Raw genomic sequence first — 24725 nt, 5'->3', positions numbered from 1 at the left:
GAGATCGACACCCAGCCGGCGTAGCTGGACTCGCGCCGGGCGGGCAGGGTCGAGGGGAACGCCTCGAGCGATTCGAGGATCTCGACCTCGGCGCGGCGGTTGTGCCGGGCACGATCGAGCAGCGCCGGCAGGTTGCCGATGTTGTGCGTCCCGAACACGACGTCGACCCACGGCGCCTTCTTCACGACGACCTCGCGGTCCTTCTGGGCAAGGCACCCACCGACGGCGATCTGCATGTTCGGGTTGGCGTCCTTGACGGGCCGCAGATGGCTCAGGTTGCCGTAGAGCTTGTTGTCGGCATTCTCCCGCACCGCGCAGGTGTTGAAGACCACGAGATCGGCGGGCGCACCCGGCCCTGCCTTGGTGAACCCGGAGTCCTCGAGCAGCCCGGACAGGCGCTCCGAGTCGTGCACGTTCATCTGGCAGCCATAGGTGCGCACCTCGTAGGTGCGGGCGCCGACCTCGGCGGTCGCGTCGAGGGCGGCCGGGGCGCTGGGGGGTTCATGGTCCATCGATGACACGTCCCAGCCTAGCTCACGGGACCGGACCGCTCCTGAAGTGGGCCGAGAGAGACAAACTAGTCCATCGCGCGACCCGGCGGGGCGAACCGGAACCGGCCTTTCGGGGCCGACCGTAAATTTTCCATTACGCAGTCCGAACTCGGCTTGCGAAAATTGCGGCACGGCGGCGCGGGCAGCATAGGGTTCTGTCCATGACACCAGCGGCGGTCGAATTCGAGAAGCCCTCCGGCTCGGCAGGCGGCGCACCCCCGATGATCTCGATGTCGGCGGTGGAGAAGCACTTCGGAGCCCTGCACGTACTGCAGGACATCAACCTCGAAGTATCGGCGGGTCAGGTCGTGATCGTGGTGGGGCCGTCCGGGTCCGGCAAGTCCACCCTGTGCCGGACCATCAACCGGCTCGAGCCGATCGACTCGGGCGAGATCCGGGTGGACGGCAAGCTGCTTCCCGCAGAAGGTAAGGCGCTCGCGGCGCTGCGAGCCGACGTGGGAATGGTGTTCCAGTCGTTCAACCTGTTCGCGCACAAGACCATCCTCGAGAACGTCATGCTCGCCCCGGTAAAGGTCCGTCGCAAGGGCAGGACCGAGGCCAAGGAGCAGGCGCTGCAACTTCTCGACCGCGTCGGCATCGCCAATCAGGCGGAAAAGTATCCCGCGCAGCTCTCGGGCGGCCAGCAGCAGCGCGTCGCGATCGCGCGGGCACTGGCGATGAACCCGAAGGTCATGCTGTTCGACGAGCCGACCTCGGCGCTGGACCCCGAGATGGTCCAGGAGGTGCTCGACGTCATGACGTCGCTGGCCCGGGAGGGCATGACGATGCTCGTCGTCACCCACGAGATGGGCTTCGCCCGCAAGGCCGGCAACCGCGTGCTGTTCATGGCGGACGGGCAGATCATCGAGGACACCGACCCCGACACGTTCTTCACCGCACCCAAGTCCGCCCGCGCCCAGGACTTCCTCGGCAAGATCCTCAGTCACTGATCCGGCGTCGCTGCCGCACCGGAACCGGGGCGGCATCACCCACAACACGGAGGTACTCGATGAGAATCACCCGCTCGGTTCGCCTGGGCATCGGCGCGATCGCCGTCGCCGTGCTCGCCACCGCGTGTGGCGGAGACGAGCAGCGCAGCGTGTCGCAGTCCGCCGAGAGCGGCTCCCTCGTCGTCGGCATCAAGTTCGACCAGCCCGGGCTCGGGTTGCGCAACCCCGACGGTACCTTCAGCGGGTTCGACGTCGAGGTCGCGAAGTACGTCGGGCAGCAGCTGGGAGTGGCGCCGGAGAACATCGAGTTCAAGGAAGCCCCGTCCCCGCAGCGCGAGACCCTCATCGAGAACGGTGAGGTGGACTACATCGTCGCCACCTACTCGATCACCGACACGCGCAAGGAGAAGGTCGACTTCGCCGGGCCGTACTTCGTCGCCGGCCAGTCGCTGCTCGTGCGTGCCGACAACACCGACATCACCGGACCGGAGTCGCTCAACGGCGGCAAGCGGCTGTGCTCGGTGGCCGGCTCCACCCCCGCACAGAAGGTCAAGGACACCTACGCGCAGGACGTGCAGCTGCAGGAGTTCGACACCTACTCCGCCTGCGTCGAGGCGCTGCGCAACGGTGCGGTCGACGCCGTGACCACCGACGACATCATTCTCGCCGGTTACGCGGCCCAGTACCCGGGCCAGTTGAAGGTCGTGGGCGAGCCGTTCACGGAAGAGCGCTACGGTATCGGTCTGGCCAAGGGCGACACCGAGTCCCGCAACCAGATCAACGACGCGATCGAAGAGATGATCTCGAGCGGGGCCTGGCAGGCCGCCCTCGAATCCACTGTCGGCCCGTCCGGATACCCCCTGCCGGAACCGCCGCAGGTCGACCGCTACTGACCGTCCCCGCCGTCCGGCCGGCCCGTTCGACGACTCGTCACGGGCCGGCCGGATCCCAATCCCCGATCGGTGGAGTTGACCTGTGGATCTGTTGAGCAAGTACGGCGATCAGTTGATCGACGCCTTCTGGACCACCGTGCAGTTGACGGTGTTCTCGGCGATCGGCGCGCTGATCCTCGGAACGATCCTCGCCGGCATGCGCGTGTCCCCGGTGCCGGTGGCACGGGCGGTCGGCACCGTGTACGTGGGGATCTTCCGCAACACCCCCCTGACGCTGATCATCATCTTCTGCCTGTTCGGCCTGTCACAGACCCTGGGCATCAGCCTCGCCCCCCAGTCGTCGCCGACGTTCCTGGTGGACAACAACTTCCGGCTCGCGGTGCTGGGCCTGAGCGTCTACACCGCGGCGTTCGTCTGCGAGTCGCTGCGCTCGGGCATCAACACCGTCAACGTCGGGCAGGCCGAGGCGGGCCGCTCCCTCGGGTTGACCTTCGGCCAGAATCTGCGCCTGATCGTGCTGCCGCAGGCGTTCCGCGCGGTGATCGCACCCCTCGGCAGCGTGCTGATCGCCCTGACCAAGAATTCGACGATCGCGTCCGTCATCGGCGTCTCGGAGGCCTCCCTGCTGATGAAGACCATGATCGAGAACGAGGCGCAGATCTTCGTCATCGGCGGCATCTTCGCCCTCGGCTTCGTGATCCTGACCCTGCCCACGGGCCTGCTGTTCGGCTGGCTGAGCACGCGATTCGAGGTGTCCCGGTGAGCACCGGCCGCGCAACCGTCCTCTACGACGCCCCCGGTCCCCGGGCGCGAACGATCTACCACGTCGCCTCGGCGGCGGTGGCCGTGCTGCTCGTCGCCGTCGGCTATTTCGTCTACCGGGCTCTCGACGACAAGGGGCAGCTCACCACCGCGAAGTGGGAGCCGTTCCTGGAATCGAGCTCGTGGACCACGTATCTGATCCCCGGCATCCGGGGCACCCTCATCGCGGCCGCGGTATCCATCGTGCTCGCCCTGATCCTCGGGGCCGCGCTGGGCATCGGCCGGCTCTCCGATCACCGGCCCGTGCGCGCGGTGTGCGGCTTCATCGTCGAACTGTTCCGGGCCATCCCGGTACTGATCCTGATGATCTTCGCCTACCAGCTGTTCGCCGAATACCAGGTCTTCCGGTCGAAGTACCTGGCGCTGGCGGCGGTGGTCACCGGCCTGACCCTCTACAACGGCTCGGTGATCGCCGAGATCGTCCGCGCCGGCATCCGGTCGCTGCCCCGCGGGCAGACCGAGGCCGCCGCAGCGCTGGGCATGCGCAAGGGCCAGATCATGCGTCTGATCCTGTTGCCACAGGCCGTCACGGCGATGTTGCCGGCGATCGTCTCGCAGATGGTGGTGGCCCTGAAGGACTCCGCGCTCGGCTATCTCATCGGGTACGTCGAAGTCGTGCGCGCCGGTCAGCAGCTCGGCGCGTTCTTCGGCAACTACCTGCCGTCGCTGCTCGTGGTGGCCGCGATCATGATCGTGCTCAACGGCGCGTTGACGGTCGTCGCGACGCGGCTCGAGCGGCGTCTGCGGACCGGACGCAAGAACCGTGCCGCAATGCCGGAGGCCGACGAGAACGCCCCCGACAACGTGCTTTCCGGCATGACCGTCCCGGGGGTGGACATCACCAGCGATCACGACAAGCGCCGGTAACCCGTCAGTCGGTGGCGACGTCGCCGGGCTCGGGATCGAGCCCGGCGAGTTCGCCGCGGACCACGTCGAATGCCACGCCCTGCGGGTAACCACGGCGGGCGAGCATGCCGACCAGCCGTCGCACCACCTTGTCCCGTTCCGCGGCGATCTCGCGCCGATCCCCCTCCGTGGGCAGCGGGGGCTGGGTGCGCAGCTTCTTGCGCACCAGTTCGGCGGCGCGGGCGCGTTCGTCGTCGCCGTCGATCTGCTCCAGCGCCTCAGCCGCCTCGTGCTGCCCGATCCCCTTGCGGCGCAGTTCCATTGCCAGAGCACGTTTGCCCCGGCCGGCATGCCGATGACGGGAGCGCACCCACTGCTGGGCGAACTCGGCGTCGTCGACGAGGCCCACCTCGGTGAGCCGGTCGAGGGTCCGCTCGGCGACGTCCGCGGCGAAGCCCTTCTGTTCGAGTTTCGCGGCGAGTTCGGCGCGGCTGCGAGCCCGGTCGGTCAGCAGACGGAGGCACAGGTCCTTGGCCTGTGCCTCCGTTCCGCCGCCGGGCAGGTCGCCGCCGCGCCGGTCACCGCGACGGGAGTCGCTGCCCAACGCTCGACTCAGAAGTCGGCGGGCTCGTCGGCGGGCTCGGCGGTGACGTCCGCCCCGATGCCGAGCTTCTCCTTGATCTTCTTCTCGATCTCGTCCCGGACGTCGGTGTTCTCCAGCAGGAACTTGCGGGCGTTCTCCTTGCCCTGACCGAGCTGGTCGCCCTCGTAGGTGTACCAGGAGCCGGACTTGCGGATGAAGCCCTGCTCGACCCCCATGTCGATGAGCGAGCCCTCCTTGCTGATGCCGTGGCCGTAGAGGATGTCGAACTCGGCCTGCTTGAAGGGCGGCGACACCTTGTTCTTGACGACCTTGACGCGGGTGCGGTTGCCCACCGCGTCGGAGCCGTCCTTGAGGGTCTCGATGCGGCGCACGTCCAGGCGCACCGAGGCGTAGAACTTCAAAGCCTTGCCGCCGGTGGTCGTTTCGGGCGAGCCGAACATCACACCGATCTTCTCGCGCAGCTGGTTGATGAAGATCGCGGTGGTGCCCGAGTTGTTGAGCGCACCGGTCATCTTGCGCAGCGCCTGGCTCATCAGGCGGGCCTGCAGGCCGACGTGGCTGTCACCCATCTCGCCCTCGATCTCGGCGCGCGGCACCAGGGCCGCCACCGAGTCGACCACGATGATGTCGAGCGCGCCGGAACGGATCAGCATGTCCGCGATCTCGAGCGCCTGCTCACCGGTATCCGGCTGCGACACGAGCAGGGCGTCGGTGTCGACACCGAGCTTGCGCGCGTACTCGGGATCGAGCGCGTGCTCGGCGTCGATGAAGGCAGCGATGCCGCCGGCGGCCTGGGCGTTGGCCACGGCGTGCAGCGCGACCGTCGTCTTACCGGAGGATTCCGGGCCGTAGATCTCGACGACCCGGCCGCGCGGGAGGCCGCCGATGCCGAGCGCGACGTCGAGCGCGATCGAGCCCGTCGGGATCACGGCGATGGGCTGGCGGGACTCCTCCCCCAGGCGCATCACCGAGCCCTTGCCGAAGCTCTTGTCGATCTGCGCGAGCGCCAGCTCGAGCGCCTTGTCGCGATCGTGTGCCTGTGGTGCCATCGTGGTCCCCTTTTCGAGTCTCGTCTTGCTTGCCGATGACGTTAGAGTCCGGCACCGACAAGTTCGCCGTCCCGACCGGCGAGCGGCCGGATCTGTGGATGAATCGGACGCCTGTGGACTACTTCTTCACCACCCGCGGACCAGCATAGGCGAACAACTGTTCGAACGGAACGGGCGCGGCGGTTTCACCGGCGCGCGGGCGGGACGTCGAACTCCTCGCACAGGGCCCGCCACACCTCACGGGGTTCCCGGCCGGCCTCGATGGCCGCGGCGGCGGTCCGCCCGCCGAGCGAGAGCAGCACGTGGTCACGTAGCAGGGCGTCGCCGCGCAGCTGCCCGAACTCGTTGCGGACACACTCGTGAAATTCCGTCAGTCGCACCTGCGCCACGGTAGTCGCTTCCCGGACCCCCGACAGCGGCCGGTGGCGCGGACGCGGGGCACGTCACCGCATCGGCGCCACGACGCTGCGGCAGACGGTCACCGGGTCCTCGACCTGCGTTGCCGTCGCGGCGGCCAGGCGGGCCGCGCGCGTGAAGCGCGGCTCGGTCAGCACGGTGTCCACGGCCGCCCGCAGCGCGTCGGAGTCGAGTGGCCGCACGACCACCGCGCTGCCCTGCCGGGCGGCCCGATTGGCCAGCTCCCACTGGTCGCCGCCGCCGGGCACCACGACCGCGGGCACCCCGGCGCGCAGGGCCTTGGCGAGCATCCCGTGGCCGCCGCCGCACACCACCACGTCGGCCTGCTCGAGCAGCAGGTCCTGCCGGCCGTGCCCGGCCACGACGCCGTCCGGCCAGTCCCGCTCGGGCGGCTCGAGCATCGCGACGACGATCCGCATCCCGGATCCGCCGAGGCCCGTGCACACGGCGTCGAGCAGGCCGGGCACGCCGGTAGCCGCGGTGGACGGGGCCACCATCACCAGCGGTCCGTCGCCGGAGGGCGGCGCCAGGACGTCGCCGGTGGGCTCCCACAGCAGCGGCCCGACGACGTGCGCCCCGGCGGGCCAGTCCGGTCGCGGGACCTCGAGGGCGGGCAGGGTGGCGACGAGCCGGGCCGCCGGCCCCGGATCCCGGGCGGCCAGGCCGATCCCGACGCGCGCCGCGGACCGTTCGCGTTCCCCCTGCCGGATCGACCGGGCGGTCGCCGCGCGCAGCACCGTGTCCCGCGCGCGCCCGCGCAGCCCGGTGCCTGCGGCGAGACCGCTGCCGATGGGGGGCAGCCCCCGCGAGGGCAGATACAGCGGATGGGGCGACAGCTCCACCCAGGGGATACCGAGGCGTTCGGCGGCCATGCCGCCGCCCGCGGTGAGCACGTCGGAGACGACGAGGTCGGGCAGCAAGGCGCTGAGCCCGGGCAGCATCTCGGACGCGATGTGGGCGGCGCGGGCATGGATGCGGGCACCGGCATCGGCATCGTCGTCCTCCGGACGCGGGGCCAGCCCGGCGAGCGGCGCGAGCGTCACCCCGTCCAGGTCGAGGCCGAGCCACAGCTCGCCGGTGAAGAGGACGGGCTCGTCGCCCGCCTCGGCCAGACGCAGGCTCAGGGCTATCGCCGGGATCGCATGCCCGGCGTCGGGCCCGGCCACCACCGCCACTCGCATCGGCTCAGACTGCCACACCCGCTCCGCGCTGCCCGGTTGTGGAGGCGACGCCGGGAGTACCGGCCGCCGCTGCAGCGCCTCGGCGGTGGGGCTCGCCCGCGCTGTGCCCACCGCGTCGTACGTGCGAGCCTGGAAGCATGACGATGTCGGCAGGTGTCCCGTGAGGAGCGGCCATCCGGTGCCGGACCCCGTCGGTCCGGGGCAGGAGTCGGTGTGGGACTACCCGCGGCCGCCCGTGGTCCGACGGAGCGACGAGCTGGTCGAGGTGTGGTTCGGCGGGCAACTCGTCGCGCGCACCCGCACCCCGTTGCGGCTGCTGGAGACGAGCCACCCGCCGACCTACTACCTGCCCCGGACATGCTTCGCCGAAGGGGTCCTGCGGCCGGTTCCCGGGAGCACGGTGTGCGAGTGGAAGGGACGGGCCGACTATTTCGACGTCGTGGCAGGCGGACACGTCGCCGAGCGTGCGGCGTGGCACTATCCCCGGCCGGTTGCCGGATACGAGGCACTCGTCGGGCATGTGGCAGTCATGCCGGGTCCGATGGACGGCTGTTTCGTCGACGGCGAGCGGGTGCGTCCCCAGGCGGGGGGCTTCTACGACGGCTGGATCACCGATCGGGTGGTCGGCCCCTTCAAAGGCGGGCCCGGCAGTCGCTACTGGTGATCGCAGGGAGGGGCGGGCACGGCCGCGGCGACGGGCCCGAATCCGGGGCCGGCCACCGATCGGCGCGGAGATCGGCGGCAACAGTCCCACGGGGTGGCCGCTCCGCGGCGCCGGCGGTCACGGATACGCCGACCAGAACTGGAGCACCTGCTCGCGGGTGGTGACCGTTCCGTTGTCGATGATCAGCAGTTCGTCCTCGTCGAACGTGTAGCGCACAGGTCCGGCCACGACGGTGAATCCGGCGGCGGCCGGGGCGGCGGCGGCCAGTTCGATGTCGGCACCGTCGCTGAGCCGCAGGCCCTTGTAGTAGAGGCGATCGAAGTCGTTGCGGCACACCAGGACCCGCGACTCCGACGTGCGCGCCACCGCGACGGCCTCGTCGGTCGAGTTGCAGCGCGGCCCGATGTCGTCGTCGAAGCCCCGGGTGTCCGCCTGCGCGACCGGGATGCGGTCCGGGCGGCTCTGCGGCGGGGCCGTGCTCGTCGGTGCGGACGAAGTGGTGGGGAGGTCGGTGACCTCCGCCGTGACCGTCGCGGGGGGCGGCACCACCGGACCGGGGCTGTCGATCTGCCCGGTGGCCGAGGTGTCGGCCCGCACATCCGGCTCCGGCGCCTCGCCGCGGCCGGGCAGGATCCACGTCAGCGATCCGACGAGCGCGAGGCCCACGACCGCGGCGCCCAGCAGCACGAGCAGCGGCCGACGGGAACGCGACGTCGGGTGTCCGGGCGGGGCGGTCGGACCGGCGGACACGGGGGCGGGTTCGGCGGCGGTGACCGCCCGGGTCGGCGCGGTGACGGGCTCGGTGACCGGCTCGGTGAGAGCGGCCCGCGCGGCCGCGGCCAGCGCACCGCACGTGGGGAAGCGGTCCTCGGGGCGCTTGGCCATCGCGCGGGCGATCACATCGTCGAACGCGGACGGCAGGTCCGGCCGCGCCGCGGTGGGGCGCGGCGGGGGCAGATGCAGATGCGCGTGGACCAGATGGGCCGGCTCGGACCCCGGATACGGTGGCCGCGTCGTGAGCAGCTGATAGAGCGTGCACCCGAGGGCGTAGACGTCGGTCCGGGGGCCGAGGGGCCGCCCCTCGATCTGTTCGGGGGACGCGTACTGCAGGCTGGCGACGAGCATGCCGGTCTCGGTGACCGCCGTGCTGTCGAGGCTCTTCGCGATCCCGAAGTCCGCGAGCAGGACGCGCTCGGGTTCGCTCGCCCCGCTCGGCGTGAGCAGGATGTTCGCGGGCTTGACGTCGCGGTGCAGTATCCCGTGTGCATGCGCGTAGTCGAGCGCGCGGGCGGTCTCGGACACGATGTGCACGGCGCGCCCCGGAGGCATCGGTCCCCTGCGCAGTGCACCCACCGCGTCGGTGCCGTCCACGTACTGCATCGCAATCCACAACTGGTCGCCGACATTGCCGCGGTCGTACACGGTGACGATGTTGGGATGTTCGAGCCGCGCGACGTGGTCGGCCTCCCGGAGGAACCGGCTGCGGTTTCCCGGGTTCGCGGTCGCCGACGGGTCGAGCAGCTTCAGCGCGATGAAACGCGGCAGGTTCGGATGCCGCGCCAGGTAGACGCTGCCCATCCCTCCCGTGCCGAGGCGGCGTTCGATACGGTACCCGGCGAACACGGAGCCGGTCTGCAGTTCTCCCACGGTGTCGTCCACTCCCGAGTCCGTCGCGGCGCCCGCCCGACAGCCGTCTCAGAATATCGCGCACGTGAAGAGTGCCGGGCACGGACGCTCCGGCGGTCAGGCCGACACATCCCCGGCGGCGTCGAGCGCCCGGGCCCGGTCGCCGGGCACGAGCCCGATCCGGGTGCGGCGGTCGAGGATGTCGTCGACGTCGAGGGCGCCCTCGTGGGTGACGGCGAATTCCAGTTCGGCGCGGCTGACGTCGAGCCCGGGGACGATCGGTTCCAGCCGGCGCGGGTCCGCGGCGAGCAGGGCCGCCTCGGTGCCGTAGCGCCGCACCAGGTTCGCCGGGGCGGCGACGGTGCGCAGCACGGCAGGAGTCGCGGCGCCGACGAGGGGGAGCCGCTGGGTGCGGCACGGCCCGACACGCAGTCCGGCCGTCTCGACGGCCGCGTCGACGGCGTCCTGCGCCATCCGCCGGTAGGTGGTGAGCTTGCCGCCGACGATGCCGATCGGACCGGACTCGGAGCGCACGACCGCGTGCCGGCGCGACAGGTCCGCGGTGCCGCCGCCGGTGTCGGTACCCGGCGCGGAGGAGTCGAGCAGCGGCCGCAGTCCCGCGAAGGTGCCGAGGACGTCGTTGCGGGTCAGGGGCACGGCGAGGGCCGTGTTGGCGGTGTCGAGGAGGAAGTCGATCTCACCGTCGGTGGCCTGCGGGACGTCGGGCAGCGCGCCGGGCGCCTCCTCGTCGGTCAGTCCCAGATAGATGCGGCCCAGCTGGGCGGGCAGCGCGAAGACGAACCGGTTGGTGGCGCCGGGAATCGGCACGGTGAGCGCGGCCGTGGGGTTGCCGAGGGCGGCGGCGGCGAGCACGAGGTGGGTGCCGCGGCTCGGTCGCAGCCGGATCGACGGATCCACCTGTCCCGCCCACACGCCCGCCGCGTTGATCACGGCGCGGGCCGTCACCCGCACCTCGGTGCCGGTGAGGGTGTCGCGCAGGGCGGCGCCGTCGGCCGTGACGGAGTGGGCGTCGACGCGGGTGAGGATGCGGGCGCCGTAGGAGGCGGCGGTGCGGGCGAGGGCGACGACGAGCCGGGCGTCGTCGACGAGCTGGCCGTCGTAGGCGAGCAGTCCCCCGCGCAGCCCGTCGCGCCGGACGGCGGGGACCAGGTCGGCGGCGCGCCCCGCGCCGATGCGGCGCGAGCGCGGCAGCACCGCGGACGGCGTGTGCGCGGAGACCCGCAGGGCGTCGCCGGCGAGGAACCCGGTGCGCACGAGCGCGGCCTCGCCGCGGCCGACCGACGGCAGCAGCGGCACCAGCTGCGGCATCGCGCGCACCAGGTGCGGCGCCGTGTGGGTCATGAGAATTCCCCGCTCGACGGCACTTTCGCGGGCGATACCGATGTTCCCGGTGGCGAGATAGCGCAGGCCGCCGTGGACGAGCTTCGAACTCCACCGGCTGGTGCCGAAGGCGAGATCGTGCCGTTCGACGAGGACGACGCTCAGGCCGCGCGACGCGGCGTCGAGCGCGGCGCCGGCGCCGGTGACACCGCCGCCGACGACGAGCACGTCGACGGTGGGCCGGGCGGCGAGGTCGTCGAGTTCCCGGCGGCGGCGGGCGGCGTCGAGGGCACTGGAGGCGGGTCCGGTCACGGGCGATCCTCCCCGGAGGGGGCGAGATAGGTGTCGACGGCGTGCGCCAGCTCGGCCAGCAGGGCCGCCCGGTCGACCACCTCGGTGACCATCCCGGCGGACTGCACCACGGACTGGGCGGTGAGCAGCACGAACGCGGCGAGCGCGCGGACGTCGCCGGCGCGGACGGTGCCGTCGCGCTGGCCGAGGACGAGCGCCCCGGTCAGCACCTCGAGCACTGCGTGCTGGCTGGTCCCGAGCCGGTCCACGATGTACGTCATGAGCAGGTCCGGGTCCGACCGCAGGATCTTCTCGAACAGCGGATGTGTGCCGATCTCGTCGACGGCCGTCACGACGGCCCGCACGACGCGCGGCCGGACGGGCCCCTCTCCGCGGAGATCGGGCAGGACGGCGCGGATCTCACGGGTGAGAAGGTCCGCGACCAGGGCACGGGTGTCGGGCCAGCGGCGATAGACCGTGGGACGGCTGACACCGGCGCGCCGCGCCACCTCGGCGAGGGTGGTGCGCCGCAGTCCGAAGTCGAGCAGGCACGAGCGGGTGGCGTCGAGGATCTGGTTCTCGACGGTTGCCGCCGGCGGGCCGGAAGACCGGGTCTCATCGTTACGAATAAACATTGTATGTAACACTGTAACGCATGACTGTGAGGTTCACACCGCAACACCCCACCGCCGCAGCCGAGATGGAGTGGGACGCGTGGGGCACGGCGGACCGCCGGAAGGAACTCGGCGAGGGCGTCCGCACACTGCTTCGACAAGCTCTCGGCGTGGACACCGAGCGCGCCCGTTCGCTGCCCGAGACCGCCGTGCGGCTCACCCCGTCCCGGCTGGACACCCGGCACCACCAGGGCCTGCGGCGCATCGTCGGTCCGGAACACGTCGCCGACGACGACGCGGCCCGGCTCCGTCACGCCGGCGGCAAGAGCACCCTCGACCTGCTGCGGCGGCAGAACCCCGGCCCGCAGGACGGTCCCGACGCGGTGCTGCGGCCCGGCAGCCACGACGAGGTGCTCGCCGTACTCGACTACTGCACGGGCGAGGGGATCGCCGTCGTGCCGTTCGGCGGCGGCACCAGCGTCGTCGGCGGGCTGGATCCGGTGCGCGACGGCTTCGAGGCCGTCGTCGCAGTGGACCTGCAACGGATGAACGCGCTCACCGATCTCGATCCGGTCTCCGGTCTGGCGACGCTGCAGGCCGGCGCGACCGGACCGCAGGCCGAGGAGCTGCTCGGTGCCCACGGCTTCTCGCTCGGGCACTTCCCGCAGAGCTTCCGCCACGCGACCGTGGGCGGGTTCGCCGTCACCCGATCCTCCGGCCAGGCCTCCGCGGGCCACGGCCGGTTCGACGAGATGGTCGAGCACCTCGTCGTCGCCACCCCGCGCGGTACCGTCCGGGCGGGCCGCGCCCCGGCCTCGGCCGCGGGCCCGGACCTGCGGCAACTGTTCCTCGGGTCCGAGGGCCTGTTCGGCATCGTCACCGAGGTCGGCGTGCGAATCCACCCGATCCCCGCCGCGACCGCCCACCGCGCCTGGTCGTTTCCCGACTTCGCCACGGGTGCGGACGCCCTGCGCACCCTCGTGCAGACCGGCGCCGTCCCCACCGTGCTGCGCCTGTCGGACGAGACCGAGACCGCGACGAACCTCGCGTTGCACGAACACATCGGTGCGACCGCCCCCACCGGATGCCTGGCCGTGACCACCGTCGAGGGCACCGCCGAACACGTACGAGCCCGCGCCGCGGAGGTCGACGCCCTGCTCTCGACCCTGGGCGGCACCGACCTCGGAGAAGAGCCGGCCCGCGCCTGGGAGCACGGACGGTTCGACGCGCCGCACCTGCGCGACGCCCTGCTGCGGGTCGGGGCACTCGCCGAGACCCTCGAAACCGCCACCACGTGGAGCAATCTGGCGCGGCTGCGGACGGCGGTGACCGATGCGCTCACCGCCTCCCTGCAGGAACAAGGCACCCCGCCACTGGTGCTGTGCCACATCTCGCACACCTACCCCACCGGCGCGTCCCTGTACTTCACCGTCGTGTGCGCGCAGACGGACGATCCCCTCACGCAGTGGTCGGCGGCCAAGCGCGCCGCCACGGACGCGATCATGACAGCCGGCGGCACCGTCACCCACCACCACGCGGTCGGGCGCGACCATCGGCCGTGGATGGCCGACGAGATCGGGACTCTGGGCACCGGCCTGCTCCGCGCGGTCAAGGACGCACTCGACCCGCTCGGCATCCTCAACCCTGGAAAGCTGCTGCCGTGATCGAATCCGTCACCGTCCTGACGAACCCGGCCGCGGGCCCGCACACCGCGCGCGCGACGAGGTCCGCCACGGCCCGGCTGCGCGAACGGGGCCTGCGCGTCACCGAGATCGCCGGCGACACCCCGCAACACTCCCTCGAACTGGTGCGCCACGCCGTCGCCGAGGGAACCGGGGCACTCGTCGCGGTCGGCGGGGACGGGCTCGTCTGGCTCGCCTGGCAGGCGCTCGCGCAGACCGGGACTCCGCTCGGCATCGTCCCGGCCGGGACCGGCAACGACCTCGCCCGCGTCCTGCACGTGCCGTCGGATCCGGTGGCGGCGGCCGACGTGATCGCCGACGGGGCCACGCGGACGATCGACCTCGGAAGGGTCCGGGCGCCCGGGCGGCCGGACCACTGGTTCGGCACCGTGCTCGCCAGCGGATTCGACTCCCTGGTCACCGACCGCGCCAACCGGATGCGCCGGCCGCGCGGCCGGTTGCGCTACAACGTCGCGATGGTCGCGGAACTGGCGAATCTCCGCCTGCTGCCGTATCGCATCACGCTGGACGGCGACGACCTCGACGTGGCGGCGACGATGGTGGCCATGGGCAATGCCTCCACCTACGGGGGCGGCATGCGCATCGCGCCGGACGCGCGTCTCGACGACGGCCTCCTCGACGTCGTGATCGTGACCTCGGCCAACCGGACCCGCCTGCTGCGCCTGTTCCCCACCGTCTACCGCGGCACCCACGTCGACCTGGACGAGGTGAACGTGCACCGCGCCCGGCGGGTGCGGCTCGAGTGTCCCGGCATCTCCGCCTACGCGGACGGCGAACCGCTCGGACCGCTGCCCGTGGACGTCGAGGCCGTGCCCGGTGCCGGAGTCGTCCTCGTACCCGGCGGTCAGCCCCCGAACGTGTAGAGCTCGAACCCGGCGGCCCGTTCCGCCGCGAACCCGGGCAGAGCGGCCGTGGCCGACTCCACCTGCGCCCGGGCCTGGTCGAGCACGGGGGTGGGCGCGAGTGCCTCGAGATAGCGGCGGTGCTCGGCGAGGGACGCGACGCCGTCCTCGACGGCGTCGGTGACGTCCACTCCGTGAGTGGGAGACGTGGTGCTCACCGCCACCCACCGCACCCCCGGCCACGGCGGCAGACCCTGCTCGGCCAGGTCCGGGAAGATCCACTCGTTCGCCGCGTCGGTGACCGCGTCGAGCACGCTCAGCCCCAGGGCACGGTGGTCGGCGCTGTTGAGGACGCCGGGGAACCACGTGAGCCCGAAGTTGCCGGTCACCACCATCTCGGGTCGGTGCCGCCGGATCGCCGCCGCAAGATCGCGGCGCAGGTCCGGCCCCGCCACCAGGCGGCCGTCGGGATGCCCGAGGAACTCGACCACCTCGACCCCGACGACCCGGGCGGATGCCCGCTCCTCCTGCTCGCGCAGCGGCCCGCACGCGGCCGGCGGCAGGCCCGCGATGCCGGCCTCGCCGCTGGTCGCCAGGACGTAGCGCACCTCCTTGCCCTGTCGGGTCCACCGCGCCACCGCGGACGCCGCGCCGTACTCGATGTCGTCGGGGTGCGCGGCGATCACGAGCGCCCGCTGCCAGTCCTCCGGTACCGGTTCCATTCGTCCACTATCGCCGATCACGATGCGGGGGTGGGGGCCTCGCGCATACTGGACGGCGTGTCGTGGTCCGGGCTCGTCGAAGCAGCGCTCGACATGCGGTTGACGACGACGGCGGCGGCCGTGGTGTTCACCGTCCTCACCGTCGCCGGCCTGGCCGCCCTGGCCGCGCGACGGCACCGCCGCTGGCTCCTGACGGGGATTCCGACGGCCGTCGCGCTGACCCTGGTGCTGGTGGTGCTCGCCGCCGTGCTCGTCGAGCAGGTGTGGCGACCGTTCCCGGATCGGTTGCCTCGGGATGTGTACGCGTGGACCGCCGTCGCCGTCCTCGCCGTCGCGCTCCTGGCCGGCCGGTGGCTCGTCCGCCGCCGGGACCGGGCGCGTCCGCTCGTCGCGGCCGGCCTCGTCGTCGCCGCACTGGCGGTGGTGGTGGCGGGTGCGGGGCGGATCAACGCGGTGTTCGACGCCTACCCCACCGTGCGTTCCGCCCTCGGCATGACCGACTACCGCACCGTGCCGCTCGACGCGGCCCTGGCACCGGCCACGGCGACGGTCGCTCGGCGGCCGCTGTCCGAGACCTGGTCGCCCCCGGCCGATCTGCCCGCGACCGGCGCGGTGACGACCACCCCGATCCCCGGCGCAGTGTCGGGATTCCGCGCCCGCGACGCGCGGATCTACCTGCCACCCGCCTACTTCGCCGACCCGCGCCCCGAACTCCCGGTGCTGGTGCTGCTCGCCGGCCAGCCCGGCAGCACCGACGACTGGCTGATCGGGGGCCGGCTGCCGCAGATCATGGACGCGTTCGCGGCCGGGCACGAGGGGCTGGCACCGGTCGTCGTGCTCGCCGACGGCACCGGCGGCCAGTTCGACAACCCGCTGTGCGCCGATTCCCGCCTCGGCAACGCCGCGACCTACCTGGCGCTCGACGTGCCCGCCTGGGTCCGCGAGCACCTGCAGGTCGACGACGATCCCGCGGGCTGGGCGATCGGCGGGCTCTCGTACGGAGGCACGTGCGCGTTGCAGCTCGCGACCGCCCGCCCCGAGGTGTACCCCACGTTCCTCGACTTCTCCGGCCAGGCCGAGCCGACCCTCGGCGATCGGGACCGCACGATCCGCGAGGTGTTCGGCGGCGACACGGAGGCGTTCGCGCGGAACAACCCTGCCGACCTGCTGGCCCGCAACCGCTACCCCGGCTCGGCAGGGGCGTTCGTCGTGGGCCTCGACGACAGCGAATACCGTTCGGGAATCGAACAACTCACGACGGCGGCCCGGGCCGCCGGCATGGACGTCCACCTCACGGAACTGCCGGGAGCGCACAGCTTCGCGGTGTGGTCCGCCGGACTCGAGAAGGAGCTGCCGTGGCTCAGCCGCCGACTCGGCCTCGTCGCCCCGTGATCGCGCGCAGCGGCGCGGCGCTGCGCCGGGCCCCCGTCGCTCTGACCCTGCTCGCGGCGATGTGGGTGCTCGCGATCGCCACCGGGGCCGTGTGGCGCGGGCCGTCCCACGACCTGGCCCTCGACGTCTCCCTCGGCACCCGTAGCTTCGGCGAGGGGCATCCGTGGGTGCTCTGGACGTCCGGGCTCTTCGCGTCCGGCCTCGGCGAGTACGTCCTGTCGAGCGTGGCGATCCTCGCCGTCGCGGTGCCGGTGGAGAACCGCCTCGGCAGCCGCAGATTCGCACTCGCCGCGGCGCTCTCGCAGGGTGCGGGTGCCGCGCTCGCCCTGCTGGTGGCGCTGCTGGCGTCGACCGTGCCGAACTCGTGGGGCTTCGAGCTGCACGGGCACCTGACCGAGGATCCCCTGCCGTGGGTGCTCGGCACCCTGCTCGCCGCCACCGCGGCGATGGGTACGCTGTGGCGGCGCCGCATCCGCACCCTGGTGCTGGTGTTCCTCGTGACGAGCGCCCTGTTCGCGGGGCACCTGCAGGACGTAGTGCGGCTCTGCGCGGCGCTGGCAGGCCTGTTCCTCGGACCCGTGCTGTTCGGCCGCGCGGCCCGGGGCCCGGCGCTCGGCGGCACCGTGCGGGAGCGCCGCACCCTCGTGGCGCTGGTGGTCGCCGCCAGCGTCCTCGGCCCGATCCTGGCGGCGTTCTCCCCCCACGCCATCGGGCCGCTCTCGGCGCTGCGGGAGCTGTTCGACCAGGTCCCGTACAGCGCACGGGAACTGGTCGACATCTGCGCCGACCCGGCCCTGCGCGACGAGTGCCGCAAGGGGCGGCAGGCGCTGCGCCTGTCCGGGATCGGACCGCTGGTGATGAACCTGATGCCGTCGGCGGTGCTGCTCGTGGGAGCGGAGGGACTGCGCCGGGGCCGCCGCGCCGCATGGCTGCTCTCGGTGTGGGGGCACGTCGCCCTGATCGCGGTGGCCGCCGTCAGCGCGGTCGTGCAGATCACCGAGCAGGAGGAGACCCGGTCGCTGCTGTACGGCACCCGCCGCACCAGCTCGGTGTACATGGAACTCGCTCCGCTGCTGGCCCTCGTCGCGGTGCTCGTGCTGCTGCTGATGACCCGCCGGCTGTTCGGGGTGCGCGCCCCGCGCGGGACGTATCCGCGGGTGTGGCTGGGCACCGCCGCCGCGGCGGGTGCCGCGCTCGTCACCTACGTGGTGGTGGGGGCGCTGCTCGCCGACGGCTTCGACCGCGACCCCGGCGGCGCCACGCTGGTGCGCGACGCGCCGCGACGTCTCGTCCCACCCGTGTATCTGCAGCTGTTCGAGCCGCCGGTACTGCCGCTGACCCCGGCCGCCACGCTGCTGTTCGAGTGGGTGGGGGTGCTGGTGTGGGCCGCGTTCTGCCTGTTGATGGTCCGGAGCTTCCTGGTCCCCGCTCTCGGGCACGATCCCGGCGACGAACACCGGGTGCGTGCACTGCTGCACTCCCCCGGCGGCACCTCGCTGTCGTGGATGACGACGTGGCCCGGCAACCACTACTGGTTCGGCGAGGACGGCCGGCACGCCGTGGCCTACCGCGTGCACTCGGGTGTCGCCCTGACCACGGGCGACCCGGTGGGTGATCCGGCCGGCCTGGAGAACGCGATCGACGAGTTCGCCGCGTACTGCCTCGGCAACGGCTGGACCCCGTGCTTCTACTCCGTCGGGGAGGACACCGCCGCGATCGCCCGGGACCACGGCTGGAGCTGTCTGCGGGTGGCCGAGGAGACGGTCGTCGCGCTTCCCGGCCTCGCGTTCAAGGGCAAGAAGTTCCAGGACGTCCGCACCGCCCTCAACCGCGCCGCCAAGGACGGCGTGGAGGCGCGGTGGACGACGTTCACCGAGGCGCCGTTGCCGATGACGGAGCAGATCGTCGAGATCTCCGAGGAATGGGTCGCCGACAAGGGCCTCCCCGAGATGGGCTTCACCCTCGGTGGGCTCGAGGAACTGCGCGACCCCGAGGTGCGGCTGCTCCTGGCGATCGACGCGGACGACCACGTGCACGCCGTGACGTCGTGGATGCCGGTCTACCGGGACGGCGCCCTGGTCGGCCTGACCCTCGACTTCATGCGCCGCCGCTCCGACGGCTTCCGTCCCGCGATGGAGTTCCTCATCGCCTCGGCCGCCATGTCCGCGCAGGAACAGGGCCTCGAGTTCCTCAGCCTGTCCGGCGCGCCGCTCGCCGGCGCCGACCCGTCGGCCGGCGCCCTCGACCGCGGCGCCCTCGACCGCGGCGCGCTCGACGCGCTGCTCGACCTGCTGGGCCGCACCCTCGAGCCGGTCTACGGCTTCCGGTCGCTGCTCGCCTTCAAGGCGAAGTTCCAGCCGCAGCACCGGCCCATGTACCTGGTGTTCCCGGACGCCGCGGCCCTGCCCACGATCGGCATCGCCGTCGGTCATGCGTATCTGCCCGACGTGTCGCTCGGGCAGGGTCGCCGGCTACTCGCACAGTTGCTGCGGCGCTGAGCCGCCGCGACCACATCACACGTGGGTGATGTGGTCGTCCTTGCTGCCGGCCACGGCCTTGTACAGCATGTAGCCGCCGAAGATCAGCGCGCTCACCACGAGAATCCCGAACAGGTGCTCCGCGAGCGCCCCGACCACCACGAGGGCGATCCACACCAGCGCCACCACACCCACGATCTTCCAGAACATCGTCTTCTCCTTGCGTCGTTGCCGTTCGTTGTCGATCGTGACACCCCACGGTCGGAAAAACACCAGCTCAACGCAGAGATCAGGGAAAGATGGGTGGTTACCCGGAGGCCGGTGCGGCCCTGTTCGGGGGCCGGCCCGGAGCGGGGTGGTGAGAAGGAGCACGCCGCGGCGACATACCCTCGACAGGTTCGGTCCCCTCGTCAGAAGGCTGAGAATCGTGTCCTCGACCCGCCGCACGCCCGCCCGCGACCTGGCGCAGATCGCCGTGTTCGCCGCCCTGATCATCGCTCTGGGTCTGCCCGGGCAGATCACCGTCGGCTCGTCGGGCGTGCCGATCACGCTGCAGACGCTGGGCGTGATGCTCGCCGGGGCGCTGCTCGGCGTCCGCAAGGGCGTGCTGTCGGTGGCCACGGTGATCGTGCTGGGCCTGGCGCTGCCGGTGCTCGCCGGGGGACGCACGACCCTCACGGCGCTGGCCGGCCCGACGGTCGGCTTCCTGCTCGGCTGGCTTCCCGCCGTCGCGGTGATCGGCTGGCTCTCGGCGCGCATGCTGCCCCGCTACCGGGTGCTGCCGGGCATCGCCGTCAACGTCCTCGGTGGCATCGTCGTGCTCTACGTCTTCGGTATCGCCGGCATGCTCGCACGCACCGATCTCACGCTGTGGGCGGCGCTGAGCGCGAACGCCACCTTCCTGCCCGGTGACCTGCTCAAGGCCGTCGTCGCGGCGGTCGTCGCCGCCCAGGTGCACCGCGCCTACCCGGCCCTGCTCAGCCCGAGCGCACCGGCACGCCCGGCCACCGACCCCGCGCGCTGAGCGCCGGGCCGGGCACGACCGCATGAGCGAGATCCGCTTCCGGCAGGTGGGCCACGCCTACGGTGAGCGCACCGTCCTCGACGGCATCGACGTGACCCTCACCGAGCGCCGCGTCGGGATCGTCGGCGCCAACGGCAGCGGCAAGTCCACCCTGGCCCGGATGATCAACGGGCTGGTGATCCCGACCTCCGGCACGGTCACGGTGGACGGCCTGGACACCGCCCGCAAGGCCCGCGAGGTGCGCCGGCGCGTCGGATTCGTCTTCACCGATCCCGACCATCAGATCGTGATGCCCACGGTCGCGGAAGACGTTGCCTTCTCCCTGCGCCGCAGCGGACTGAGCAAGGCCGAGCGCGCGGAGCGGGTACGGCGGGTGCTCGCCGACTTCGGGCTGGCCGGGCACCACGACCACCCGAGTCACCTGCTCTCCGGCGGGCAGAAGCAGCTCCTGGCCCTCGCGGCGATCATGGTCACCGATCCGCAGGTGCTGGTGGCGGACGAGCCCACCACGCTGCTGGATCTGCGCAACGCCCGGCTGATCGCGCGGACCTTCGCCGCCCTCGAACAGCAACTGGTGGTGGTCACCCACCATCTGGACCTGCTGACCGGCTTCGACCGGGTGCTCGTCGTCGACGGTGGGCGCGTCGTCGCCGACGACACACCCGGCCCGGCGATCGACTACTACCGCAGGCTGGTCGCGTGAGCACCCTGGGCTTGTACCATCGCGCGGCGTCGCCGTTGCACCGGGCGCCCGCGGGCCCGAAGCTGCTGGTCACCGCGGTGCTCATCGTCGCGCTCACGGTGTGGATGCGGCAACCGTGGCAGGTGCCGGTGGCCGGGGCGGTCGTGCTCGGGCTCTACCTGCTGGCGCGGATCCCGCCCCGGCCCGCGCTGCGACAGCTCCGGCCGCTGTTGTGGATGCTCGTGGTGATCGCGGCGTTCCAGGTGCTGCTCGCCGGCTGGGAGCGGGCGGTGGTGGTGTCCGGTCAGCTGCTGGTTGCCGTGGCCCTCGCCGCGCTGGTGACGCTGACCACCCGGGTGAGCGACATGCTCGATGCGATCGTGGCGGGGCTGGGCCCGTTCCGGCGGGTCGGCGTGGATCCGGAGCGGGTCGGCCTCGTGCTGGTGATGACCGTCCGGGCCGTCCCGATGCTCGGCGGGATCGTCGCGCAGGTGACCGAGGCACGCAAGGCCCGCGGGCTCGGCTTCTCGCTGCGGGCCCTGGCGGTGCCCGTCGTCGTGGGGGCGTTGCTGACCGCGGAGGCGATGGGCGAGGCCCTCGTCGCCCGCGGCCTGGACGACTGAGCCACCGGGACGACGTCAGTACCGGTAGCGGCCCTCGATCTGCCGGATCTCCCGCCACGACTGGGCCCAGCTCTCGAGCCGGTCCGAGGCCGAGATCAGCTCGGCGCGCTGGCGGTCGAGCAGGGCCATCGAACGGGTTCCGTCGGGGGCCGCCGCGAGCCGGGCCGCGGCGGCGACGAGTTCCTCGAATTGGTCGACGCCCGTGTCGAGTCGCTGTCCGGCGGCCGCGACGGCCGCCCCGAGGTGCGCCCCGGCGGCGGCGCTGTCCCGGGCGGCGGATTCGAGCGCGACCACATCCACCGCGACGGCCTCGAGCGCGTCGGAGGCCTCCCGGGCGGCCGCGGCGATCTCCTCGAGGTCGTCGGCGGCGACGGTGCGCGAACGAGCCAGCACCGACAGCAGCTGGGCGAGGCTCTGTTCGTCGCTCGCCAGCCGGGCCATCGGGGCCCGCGCGACGGAACCCGACGGCGGCAGGGCCCGGCGGGCGGGTGCCGGCGGCGGCAGCGGCACGGCGTCGAGGCGCCGGAAGGTACGCACCGCCAGCACGGCGGGCACGACGAGCGCGGCGGTCGTCCCGCCGGTGGCGACGATGGTCCAGTCGGGGGCCGACGCGGCCACCAGCGTCGCGGTGCCGACACCGCTCATTCCGGAGGCTGCGCCGAACAGGCGGGCACGCCGGCGGGCGCGGCGCTTCTTGCGGCGCACCCGGGCCGCGGGGTCGTTCCAGCGGCGCGCCGCCTCGACCACGCTGCCGGTCATGTCCCGGAGCGCAGCCGCGGCCGGACCGGGGAACTGTCCGGTCCGGCCGCGTGCGGGTGTGTTCATTGCGTTGCCGCGTTTCTGCCGTCTGCCATCGAGCCCGGCGCTACTGCGAGCCGGCGCTTCCCGCCGCCGACGGCGGTTCCTTGGTGGGGTTGACCGCGGGGGTCGCGGGTGCCGCCGCGCCGGGCAGCGCCTCGCCCTTCATGGAGGCCCGGATCTGCTCGAGACGGCTGTGGCCGGCCATCTGGACGGTGGCCTGCTGGACCTCGAGCATCCGGCCGTGCACCGAGTTCTGCGCGAGCTCGGCGGATCCGAGCGCGGTGGCGTAACGACGCTCGATCTTCTCGCGGACCGCGTCGAGACTCGGCGTGGTGCCGGGCGCGGCGAGCGTCGAGTCCATCGAGCGCAGGGACTCGCTCACGCGCTCCTGCATCTTGGCCTGCTCGAGCTGGCTGAGCAGCTTGGTGCGCTCGGCCACCTTCTGCTGGAGAGCCATCGCGTTCTGCTCGACGGCCTTCTTCGCCTGCGCCGCGGCCTGCAGCGACTGATCGTGCAGCACCTTCAGATCCTCGACGGACTGCTCGGCGGTCACCAGCTGGGCCGCGAACGCCTCCGCGGCGTTCGTGTACTGGATGGCCTTCTCGGTGTCGCCGGCGGCGTTGGCCTGATCCGCCATGAGCACGGCCTGCCGCGCGCTCGCGTTGAGCTTCTCGACCTCGTCGAGCTGACGGTTGAGTTTCATCTCGAGCTGACGCTGATTGCCGATGACGGACGCGGCCTGCTGGGACAGTGCCTGGTGCTGGCGCTGCGCGTCCTCGATCGCCTGCTGAATCTGGACCTTCGGATCGGCCTTCTCATCGATCTTCGAGTTGAAGAGCGCCATCAGGTACTTCCAACCCTTGACGAACGGATTAGCCATGGGAGTGATCCTGCCTCCATCTGGTACGCCGCGGCGAACGCGACCCGGTGCGCGGCCCTCGCGCACCGTTTCCGGTCGGCCGTGTGATCCCCGCGTACCCGGCCGCCGTGTGTCCCGAGCCACCCCCCGGTGGTGACCCGAATTGTGTCGCTTTCGGCCGCGTCCGGCCAGGCCGGCGCGGTCCGTCCTCCATGTTATGCGGCGGCCAGCGCGCGTGCCGCCGGCGGCGGGATCACCACACGCGTGTCCTGCGCCACGAGCGCCGCGTGCTCGGCGGCGCGGGCGTCCGAGTCCCGGGACTTCGGCTCGGCCCCGAGACCCGCCGCCGCCCCGACCGGGGTCCGGCCGCGGGCGGGAACCGCATCGGCAAGCGACTCGCTGACGTCGAAGAGCACGTCGGACAAGGGGACGTCGAGGGCGTCGCAGATCGCGGCGAGCAGTTCGCTCGACGCCTCCTTGCGCCCGCGTTCGATCTCGGAGAGGTAGCCGAGGCTGACCCGGGCGCTGCTGGAGACCTCACGCAGGGTGCGGCTCTGCGAAACGCGGGTGCGCCGAAGACTGTCACCGATTGCCTCACGCAACAACAGCGCCATCCCATCCTCCTTCGTCCGTCGTCGCTCAACCCGTCAACGCACGACGCACGTCGCCGGGTTCCCGGCTCCCCGCCCGGGCACGAAAACCCTGCCGGGCGCGGCTCCGCACGGGTCCGGCTGCCACCGGTACCGCGGTGTCAAGACACTACATCCCCGCGGCGCCGCGCACGCGGGTGAGTAGGCCCGACACGGCGGCACGGGCAGCCCCGGCCCGGATGTCCCACCGGTCCCCGCGCACCGGCGGGCGGATGACCACCGTGCCGCCCGGCCCGGCGATCCCGAGATACAGCGTGCCCGGCGGGTGCCCGTCCTGCGGGTCCGGTCCGGCCACGCCGGTGATGCCCACGCCCCACGTCGCTCCGCAGCGAGTCGCTGCGCCCTCGGCCAGGGCCGCGGCGGTGGACTCGGAGACCGGCCCGTCCGCCGCGAGCCGTTCCGGGTCCACGCCGCCCAGGGTGGACTTGAGGTCGGTGGCGTAGACGATCAGCCCCCCGCGCAGCACCACGCTGGCGCCGGGTACCCCGGCGATCGTCGCCGCAATCAGCCCGGCCGTGAGTGATTCGGCCGTGGCCACCGTCTGCCGCCGCGCGGCCAGGGTCGCGACCAGCTCCGCGGCCGCGGTGCCGGGAACGAGCGGGTCGGGCACCGCCTCACTCCCCGTGCTGTTGCTCGACGCGGTGCACCCCGGCGCGCAGTCGCGCCGCCTGGACCACGTAGTCGATGCCGGTGCCCACCGTCAGGATCACCGCAAGTCCCATGAGCGCGACGGCGAAGGGCATCGCCGCCTCCGGCAGCGGCAGCAGGTACAGAACGATCGCGAGCGTCTGGACCAGGGTCTTGGCCTTCCCGCCGCGGCTGGCGGGGATCACCGCGTGCCGCAGCACGAAGAAGCGCAGCGCCGTGACGCCGAGCTCGCGGGCCGCGATGATGCCGGTCACCCACCACGACAGGTCACCGAGCAGCGACAGGCCCACGAGGGCGGCGCCGATGAGCGCCTTGTCGGCGATCGGATCGGCGAGCTTGCCGAAATCGGTCACGAGTCCGTACTTGCGGGCGAGCTGTCCGTCGATGCGGTCCGTGATCGCCGCGACGGCGAACACACCCGTCGCGGCGATGCGCCACGCGACGTCGAGTCCG

26 protein-coding genes and 1 pseudogene are annotated in these 24725 nt (G+C 72.3%); 12 read left to right on the top strand and 15 right to left on the bottom strand.

Annotation, left to right across the window (positions count from 1 at the left end; all coding sequences use genetic code 11):
• Positions 1-512 (bottom strand): annotated as a pseudogene (locus AIIKEEIJ_RS00130) (tRNA (N6-isopentenyl adenosine(37)-C2)-methylthiotransferase MiaB); the annotation flags it as partial.
• A 260-nt stretch (positions 513-772) separates the two neighbouring features.
• Between AIIKEEIJ_RS00130 and AIIKEEIJ_RS00125 the strand changes: the two are divergent.
• From AIIKEEIJ_RS00125 to AIIKEEIJ_RS00110, 4 genes are all read left to right on the top strand, one after another.
• Positions 773-1501: an amino acid ABC transporter ATP-binding protein gene (locus tag AIIKEEIJ_RS00125; protein WP_029543348.1), complete on the top strand. Its 729-nt coding sequence runs from the start codon at positions 773-775 to the stop codon at positions 1499-1501.
• A gap of 59 nt (positions 1502-1560) precedes the next feature.
• Positions 1561-2394 carry a glutamate ABC transporter substrate-binding protein gene (locus tag AIIKEEIJ_RS00120; protein WP_006948252.1) on the top strand — a complete coding sequence of 278 codons (834 nt, stop codon included), beginning with the start codon at positions 1561-1563 and terminating at the stop codon, positions 2392-2394.
• Between the two features lie 82 nt (positions 2395-2476).
• Positions 2477-3157, top strand: coding sequence for an amino acid ABC transporter permease (locus AIIKEEIJ_RS00115; RefSeq protein ID WP_006948253.1), 681 nt, complete (start codon positions 2477-2479; stop codon positions 3155-3157).
• Positions 3154-4083 carry an amino acid ABC transporter permease gene (locus AIIKEEIJ_RS00110; RefSeq protein WP_006948256.1) on the top strand — a complete coding sequence of 310 codons (930 nt, stop codon included), beginning with the start codon at positions 3154-3156 and terminating at the stop codon, positions 4081-4083. The genes AIIKEEIJ_RS00115 and AIIKEEIJ_RS00110 overlap by 4 nt, the downstream gene beginning before the upstream one ends.
• A 4-nt stretch (positions 4084-4087) precedes the next feature.
• On the opposite strand, the gene recX is transcribed toward AIIKEEIJ_RS00110, so the two are convergent.
• The 4 genes from recX to AIIKEEIJ_RS00090 form a co-directional block, all read right to left on the bottom strand.
• The gene (gene recX / locus AIIKEEIJ_RS00105) at positions 4088-4666 is read right to left on the bottom strand and encodes a recombination regulator RecX (RefSeq protein ID WP_006948258.1); all 579 of its coding nucleotides are present in this window, start codon (positions 4664-4666) and stop codon (positions 4088-4090) included.
• 8 nt (positions 4667-4674) lie between these two features.
• Positions 4675-5715, bottom strand: coding sequence for a recombinase RecA (recA, locus tag AIIKEEIJ_RS00100; RefSeq protein WP_006948259.1), 1041 nt, complete (start codon positions 5713-5715; stop codon positions 4675-4677).
• A 185-nt stretch (positions 5716-5900) separates the two neighbouring features.
• Positions 5901-6095, bottom strand: a complete 195-nt coding sequence (locus tag AIIKEEIJ_RS00095) for a DUF3046 domain-containing protein (RefSeq protein WP_029543347.1) — start codon at positions 6093-6095, stop codon at positions 5901-5903.
• 63 nt (positions 6096-6158) lie between these two features.
• Positions 6159-7313 carry a nucleotide disphospho-sugar-binding domain-containing protein gene (locus tag AIIKEEIJ_RS00090; RefSeq protein ID WP_161994617.1) on the bottom strand — a complete coding sequence of 385 codons (1155 nt, stop codon included), beginning with the start codon at positions 7311-7313 and terminating at the stop codon, positions 6159-6161.
• A gap of 160 nt (positions 7314-7473) precedes the next feature.
• Here AIIKEEIJ_RS00090 and AIIKEEIJ_RS00085 point away from each other — a divergent pair, with 160 nt between their 5' ends.
• Complete coding sequence (locus tag AIIKEEIJ_RS00085) at positions 7474-7977, top strand: DUF427 domain-containing protein (RefSeq protein WP_029543345.1); 504 nt, start codon at positions 7474-7476, stop codon at positions 7975-7977.
• A gap of 117 nt (positions 7978-8094) precedes the next feature.
• Here AIIKEEIJ_RS00085 and AIIKEEIJ_RS00080 read toward each other — a convergent pair whose 3' ends face one another.
• The 3 genes from AIIKEEIJ_RS00080 to AIIKEEIJ_RS00070 form a co-directional block, all read right to left on the bottom strand.
• Entirely contained in the window at positions 8095-9636 is a 1542-nt protein-coding gene (locus AIIKEEIJ_RS00080) for a protein kinase domain-containing protein (RefSeq protein WP_161994616.1), read from the bottom strand.
• A gap of 84 nt (positions 9637-9720) precedes the next feature.
• Positions 9721-11256, bottom strand: coding sequence for a glycerol-3-phosphate dehydrogenase/oxidase (locus AIIKEEIJ_RS00075; RefSeq protein WP_006948267.1), 1536 nt, complete (start codon positions 11254-11256; stop codon positions 9721-9723).
• The gene (locus tag AIIKEEIJ_RS00070) at positions 11253-11870 is read right to left on the bottom strand and encodes a TetR family transcriptional regulator (protein ID WP_161994615.1); all 618 of its coding nucleotides are present in this window, start codon (positions 11868-11870) and stop codon (positions 11253-11255) included. Before AIIKEEIJ_RS00070 ends, AIIKEEIJ_RS00075 begins: the two co-directional genes overlap by 4 nt.
• A 20-nt stretch (positions 11871-11890) precedes the next feature.
• On the opposite strand from AIIKEEIJ_RS00070, the gene AIIKEEIJ_RS00065 reads away from it, so the two are divergent.
• Together AIIKEEIJ_RS00065 and AIIKEEIJ_RS00060 are read left to right on the top strand one after the other, a co-directional pair.
• On the top strand, positions 11891-13513 hold the full coding sequence (locus tag AIIKEEIJ_RS00065; protein WP_161994614.1) for an FAD-linked oxidase C-terminal domain-containing protein: 1623 nt from the start codon (positions 11891-11893) through the stop codon (positions 13511-13513).
• Positions 13510-14415, top strand: coding sequence for a diacylglycerol kinase (locus AIIKEEIJ_RS00060; RefSeq protein ID WP_161994613.1), 906 nt, complete (start codon positions 13510-13512; stop codon positions 14413-14415). The genes AIIKEEIJ_RS00065 and AIIKEEIJ_RS00060 overlap by 4 nt, the downstream gene beginning before the upstream one ends.
• Here AIIKEEIJ_RS00060 and AIIKEEIJ_RS00055 read toward each other — a convergent pair.
• Positions 14397-15116 (bottom strand): PIG-L family deacetylase, encoded by a 720-nt coding sequence (locus AIIKEEIJ_RS00055; protein ID WP_161994612.1) that lies wholly within the window; start codon positions 15114-15116, stop codon positions 14397-14399. The genes AIIKEEIJ_RS00060 and AIIKEEIJ_RS00055 overlap by 19 nt on opposite strands.
• A 57-nt stretch (positions 15117-15173) precedes the next feature.
• Between AIIKEEIJ_RS00055 and AIIKEEIJ_RS00050 the strand changes: the two genes are divergently transcribed.
• Positions 15174-16508, top strand: coding sequence for an alpha/beta hydrolase (locus tag AIIKEEIJ_RS00050; RefSeq protein ID WP_072635163.1), 1335 nt, complete (start codon positions 15174-15176; stop codon positions 16506-16508).
• On the top strand, positions 16505-19006 hold the full coding sequence (locus AIIKEEIJ_RS00045) for a phosphatidylglycerol lysyltransferase domain-containing protein (RefSeq protein ID WP_161994611.1): 2502 nt from the start codon (positions 16505-16507) through the stop codon (positions 19004-19006). The genes AIIKEEIJ_RS00050 and AIIKEEIJ_RS00045 overlap by 4 nt, the downstream gene beginning before the upstream one ends.
• A gap of 15 nt (positions 19007-19021) precedes the next feature.
• On the opposite strand, the gene AIIKEEIJ_RS32465 is transcribed toward AIIKEEIJ_RS00045, so the two are convergent.
• The gene (locus AIIKEEIJ_RS32465) at positions 19022-19195 is read right to left on the bottom strand and encodes a hypothetical protein (RefSeq protein ID WP_029543328.1); all 174 of its coding nucleotides are present in this window, start codon (positions 19193-19195) and stop codon (positions 19022-19024) included.
• Positions 19196-19412: 217 nt separating this feature from the next.
• On the opposite strand from AIIKEEIJ_RS32465, the gene AIIKEEIJ_RS00040 reads away from it, so the two are divergent.
• Genes AIIKEEIJ_RS00040 through AIIKEEIJ_RS00030 form a run of 3 tightly spaced genes read left to right on the top strand, consistent with a single transcriptional unit; the run spans position 19413 to position 21314 of the window.
• Entirely contained in the window at positions 19413-20009 is a 597-nt protein-coding gene (locus tag AIIKEEIJ_RS00040) for a biotin transporter BioY (RefSeq protein ID WP_006948276.1), read from the top strand.
• Positions 20010-20031: 22 nt separating this feature from the next.
• The gene (locus AIIKEEIJ_RS00035; RefSeq protein WP_029543325.1) at positions 20032-20712 is read left to right on the top strand and encodes an energy-coupling factor ABC transporter ATP-binding protein; all 681 of its coding nucleotides are present in this window, start codon (positions 20032-20034) and stop codon (positions 20710-20712) included.
• On the top strand, positions 20709-21314 hold the full coding sequence (locus tag AIIKEEIJ_RS00030; RefSeq protein ID WP_006948278.1) for an energy-coupling factor transporter transmembrane component T family protein: 606 nt from the start codon (positions 20709-20711) through the stop codon (positions 21312-21314). The genes AIIKEEIJ_RS00035 and AIIKEEIJ_RS00030 overlap by 4 nt, the downstream gene beginning before the upstream one ends.
• A gap of 15 nt (positions 21315-21329) precedes the next feature.
• On the opposite strand, the gene pspM is transcribed toward AIIKEEIJ_RS00030, so the two are convergent.
• The 5 genes from pspM to pgsA all read right to left on the bottom strand — a co-directional run.
• The gene (gene pspM, locus AIIKEEIJ_RS00025; RefSeq protein ID WP_029543323.1) at positions 21330-22139 is read right to left on the bottom strand and encodes a phage shock envelope stress response protein PspM; all 810 of its coding nucleotides are present in this window, start codon (positions 22137-22139) and stop codon (positions 21330-21332) included.
• A 40-nt stretch (positions 22140-22179) separates the two neighbouring features.
• Entirely contained in the window at positions 22180-22995 is an 816-nt protein-coding gene (locus AIIKEEIJ_RS00020) for a PspA/IM30 family protein (protein ID WP_003935651.1), read from the bottom strand.
• A gap of 194 nt (positions 22996-23189) precedes the next feature.
• A complete protein-coding gene (locus AIIKEEIJ_RS00015; protein ID WP_006948280.1) occupies positions 23190-23588 on the bottom strand; it encodes a helix-turn-helix domain-containing protein in 399 nt (132 codons plus the stop codon).
• 145 nt (positions 23589-23733) lie between these two features.
• A complete protein-coding gene (locus AIIKEEIJ_RS00010) occupies positions 23734-24234 on the bottom strand; it encodes a nicotinamide-nucleotide amidohydrolase family protein (protein ID WP_161994610.1) in 501 nt (166 codons plus the stop codon).
• Between the two features lie 4 nt (positions 24235-24238).
• Positions 24239-24725 (bottom strand): CDP-diacylglycerol--glycerol-3-phosphate 3-phosphatidyltransferase (gene pgsA / locus AIIKEEIJ_RS00005; protein WP_161994609.1); only part of this gene is annotated, 487 nt, incomplete at its 5' end.

Origin of the sequence: Rhodococcus sp. YH1 (genome assembly GCF_009939605.1) — a bacterium.
GTDB classification, from domain to species: Bacteria; Actinomycetota; Actinomycetes; order Mycobacteriales; family Mycobacteriaceae; genus Rhodococcus; species Rhodococcus aetherivorans.
The sequence above is the reverse complement of the archived record's forward strand: the minus strand, read 5'-3'. Positions and strand labels throughout refer to the sequence as shown.

Bases quoted from the DNA above. Each gene is read 5' to 3' on its own strand.
- AIIKEEIJ_RS00125 (WP_029543348.1), top strand. From the start codon at position 773: ATGATCTCGATGTCGGCGGTGGAGAAGCACTTCGGAGCCCTGCACGTA.
- AIIKEEIJ_RS00120 (WP_006948252.1), top strand. From the start codon at position 1,561: ATGAGAATCACCCGCTCGGTTCGCCTGGGCATCGGCGCGATCGCCGTC.
- recA (WP_006948259.1), bottom strand. From the start codon at position 5,715: ATGGCACCACAGGCACACGATCGCGACAAGGCGCTCGAGCTGGCGCTC.
- AIIKEEIJ_RS00090 (WP_161994617.1), bottom strand. From the start codon at position 7,313: ATGCGAGTGGCGGTGGTGGCCGGGCCCGACGCCGGGCATGCGATCCCG.
- AIIKEEIJ_RS00070 (WP_161994615.1), bottom strand. From the start codon at position 11,870: ATGTTTATTCGTAACGATGAGACCCGGTCTTCCGGCCCGCCGGCGGCA.
- AIIKEEIJ_RS00065 (WP_161994614.1), top strand. From the start codon at position 11,891: ATGACTGTGAGGTTCACACCGCAACACCCCACCGCCGCAGCCGAGATG.
- AIIKEEIJ_RS00055 (WP_161994612.1), bottom strand. From the start codon at position 15,116: ATGGAACCGGTACCGGAGGACTGGCAGCGGGCGCTCGTGATCGCCGCG.
- AIIKEEIJ_RS32465 (WP_029543328.1), bottom strand. From the start codon at position 19,195: ATGTTCTGGAAGATCGTGGGTGTGGTGGCGCTGGTGTGGATCGCCCTC.
- AIIKEEIJ_RS00035 (WP_029543325.1), top strand. From the start codon at position 20,032: ATGAGCGAGATCCGCTTCCGGCAGGTGGGCCACGCCTACGGTGAGCGC.
- pspM (WP_029543323.1), bottom strand. From the start codon at position 22,139: ATGAACACACCCGCACGCGGCCGGACCGGACAGTTCCCCGGTCCGGCC.
- AIIKEEIJ_RS00020 (WP_003935651.1), bottom strand. From the start codon at position 22,995: ATGGCTAATCCGTTCGTCAAGGGTTGGAAGTACCTGATGGCGCTCTTC.
- AIIKEEIJ_RS00015 (WP_006948280.1), bottom strand. From the start codon at position 23,588: ATGGCGCTGTTGTTGCGTGAGGCAATCGGTGACAGTCTTCGGCGCACC.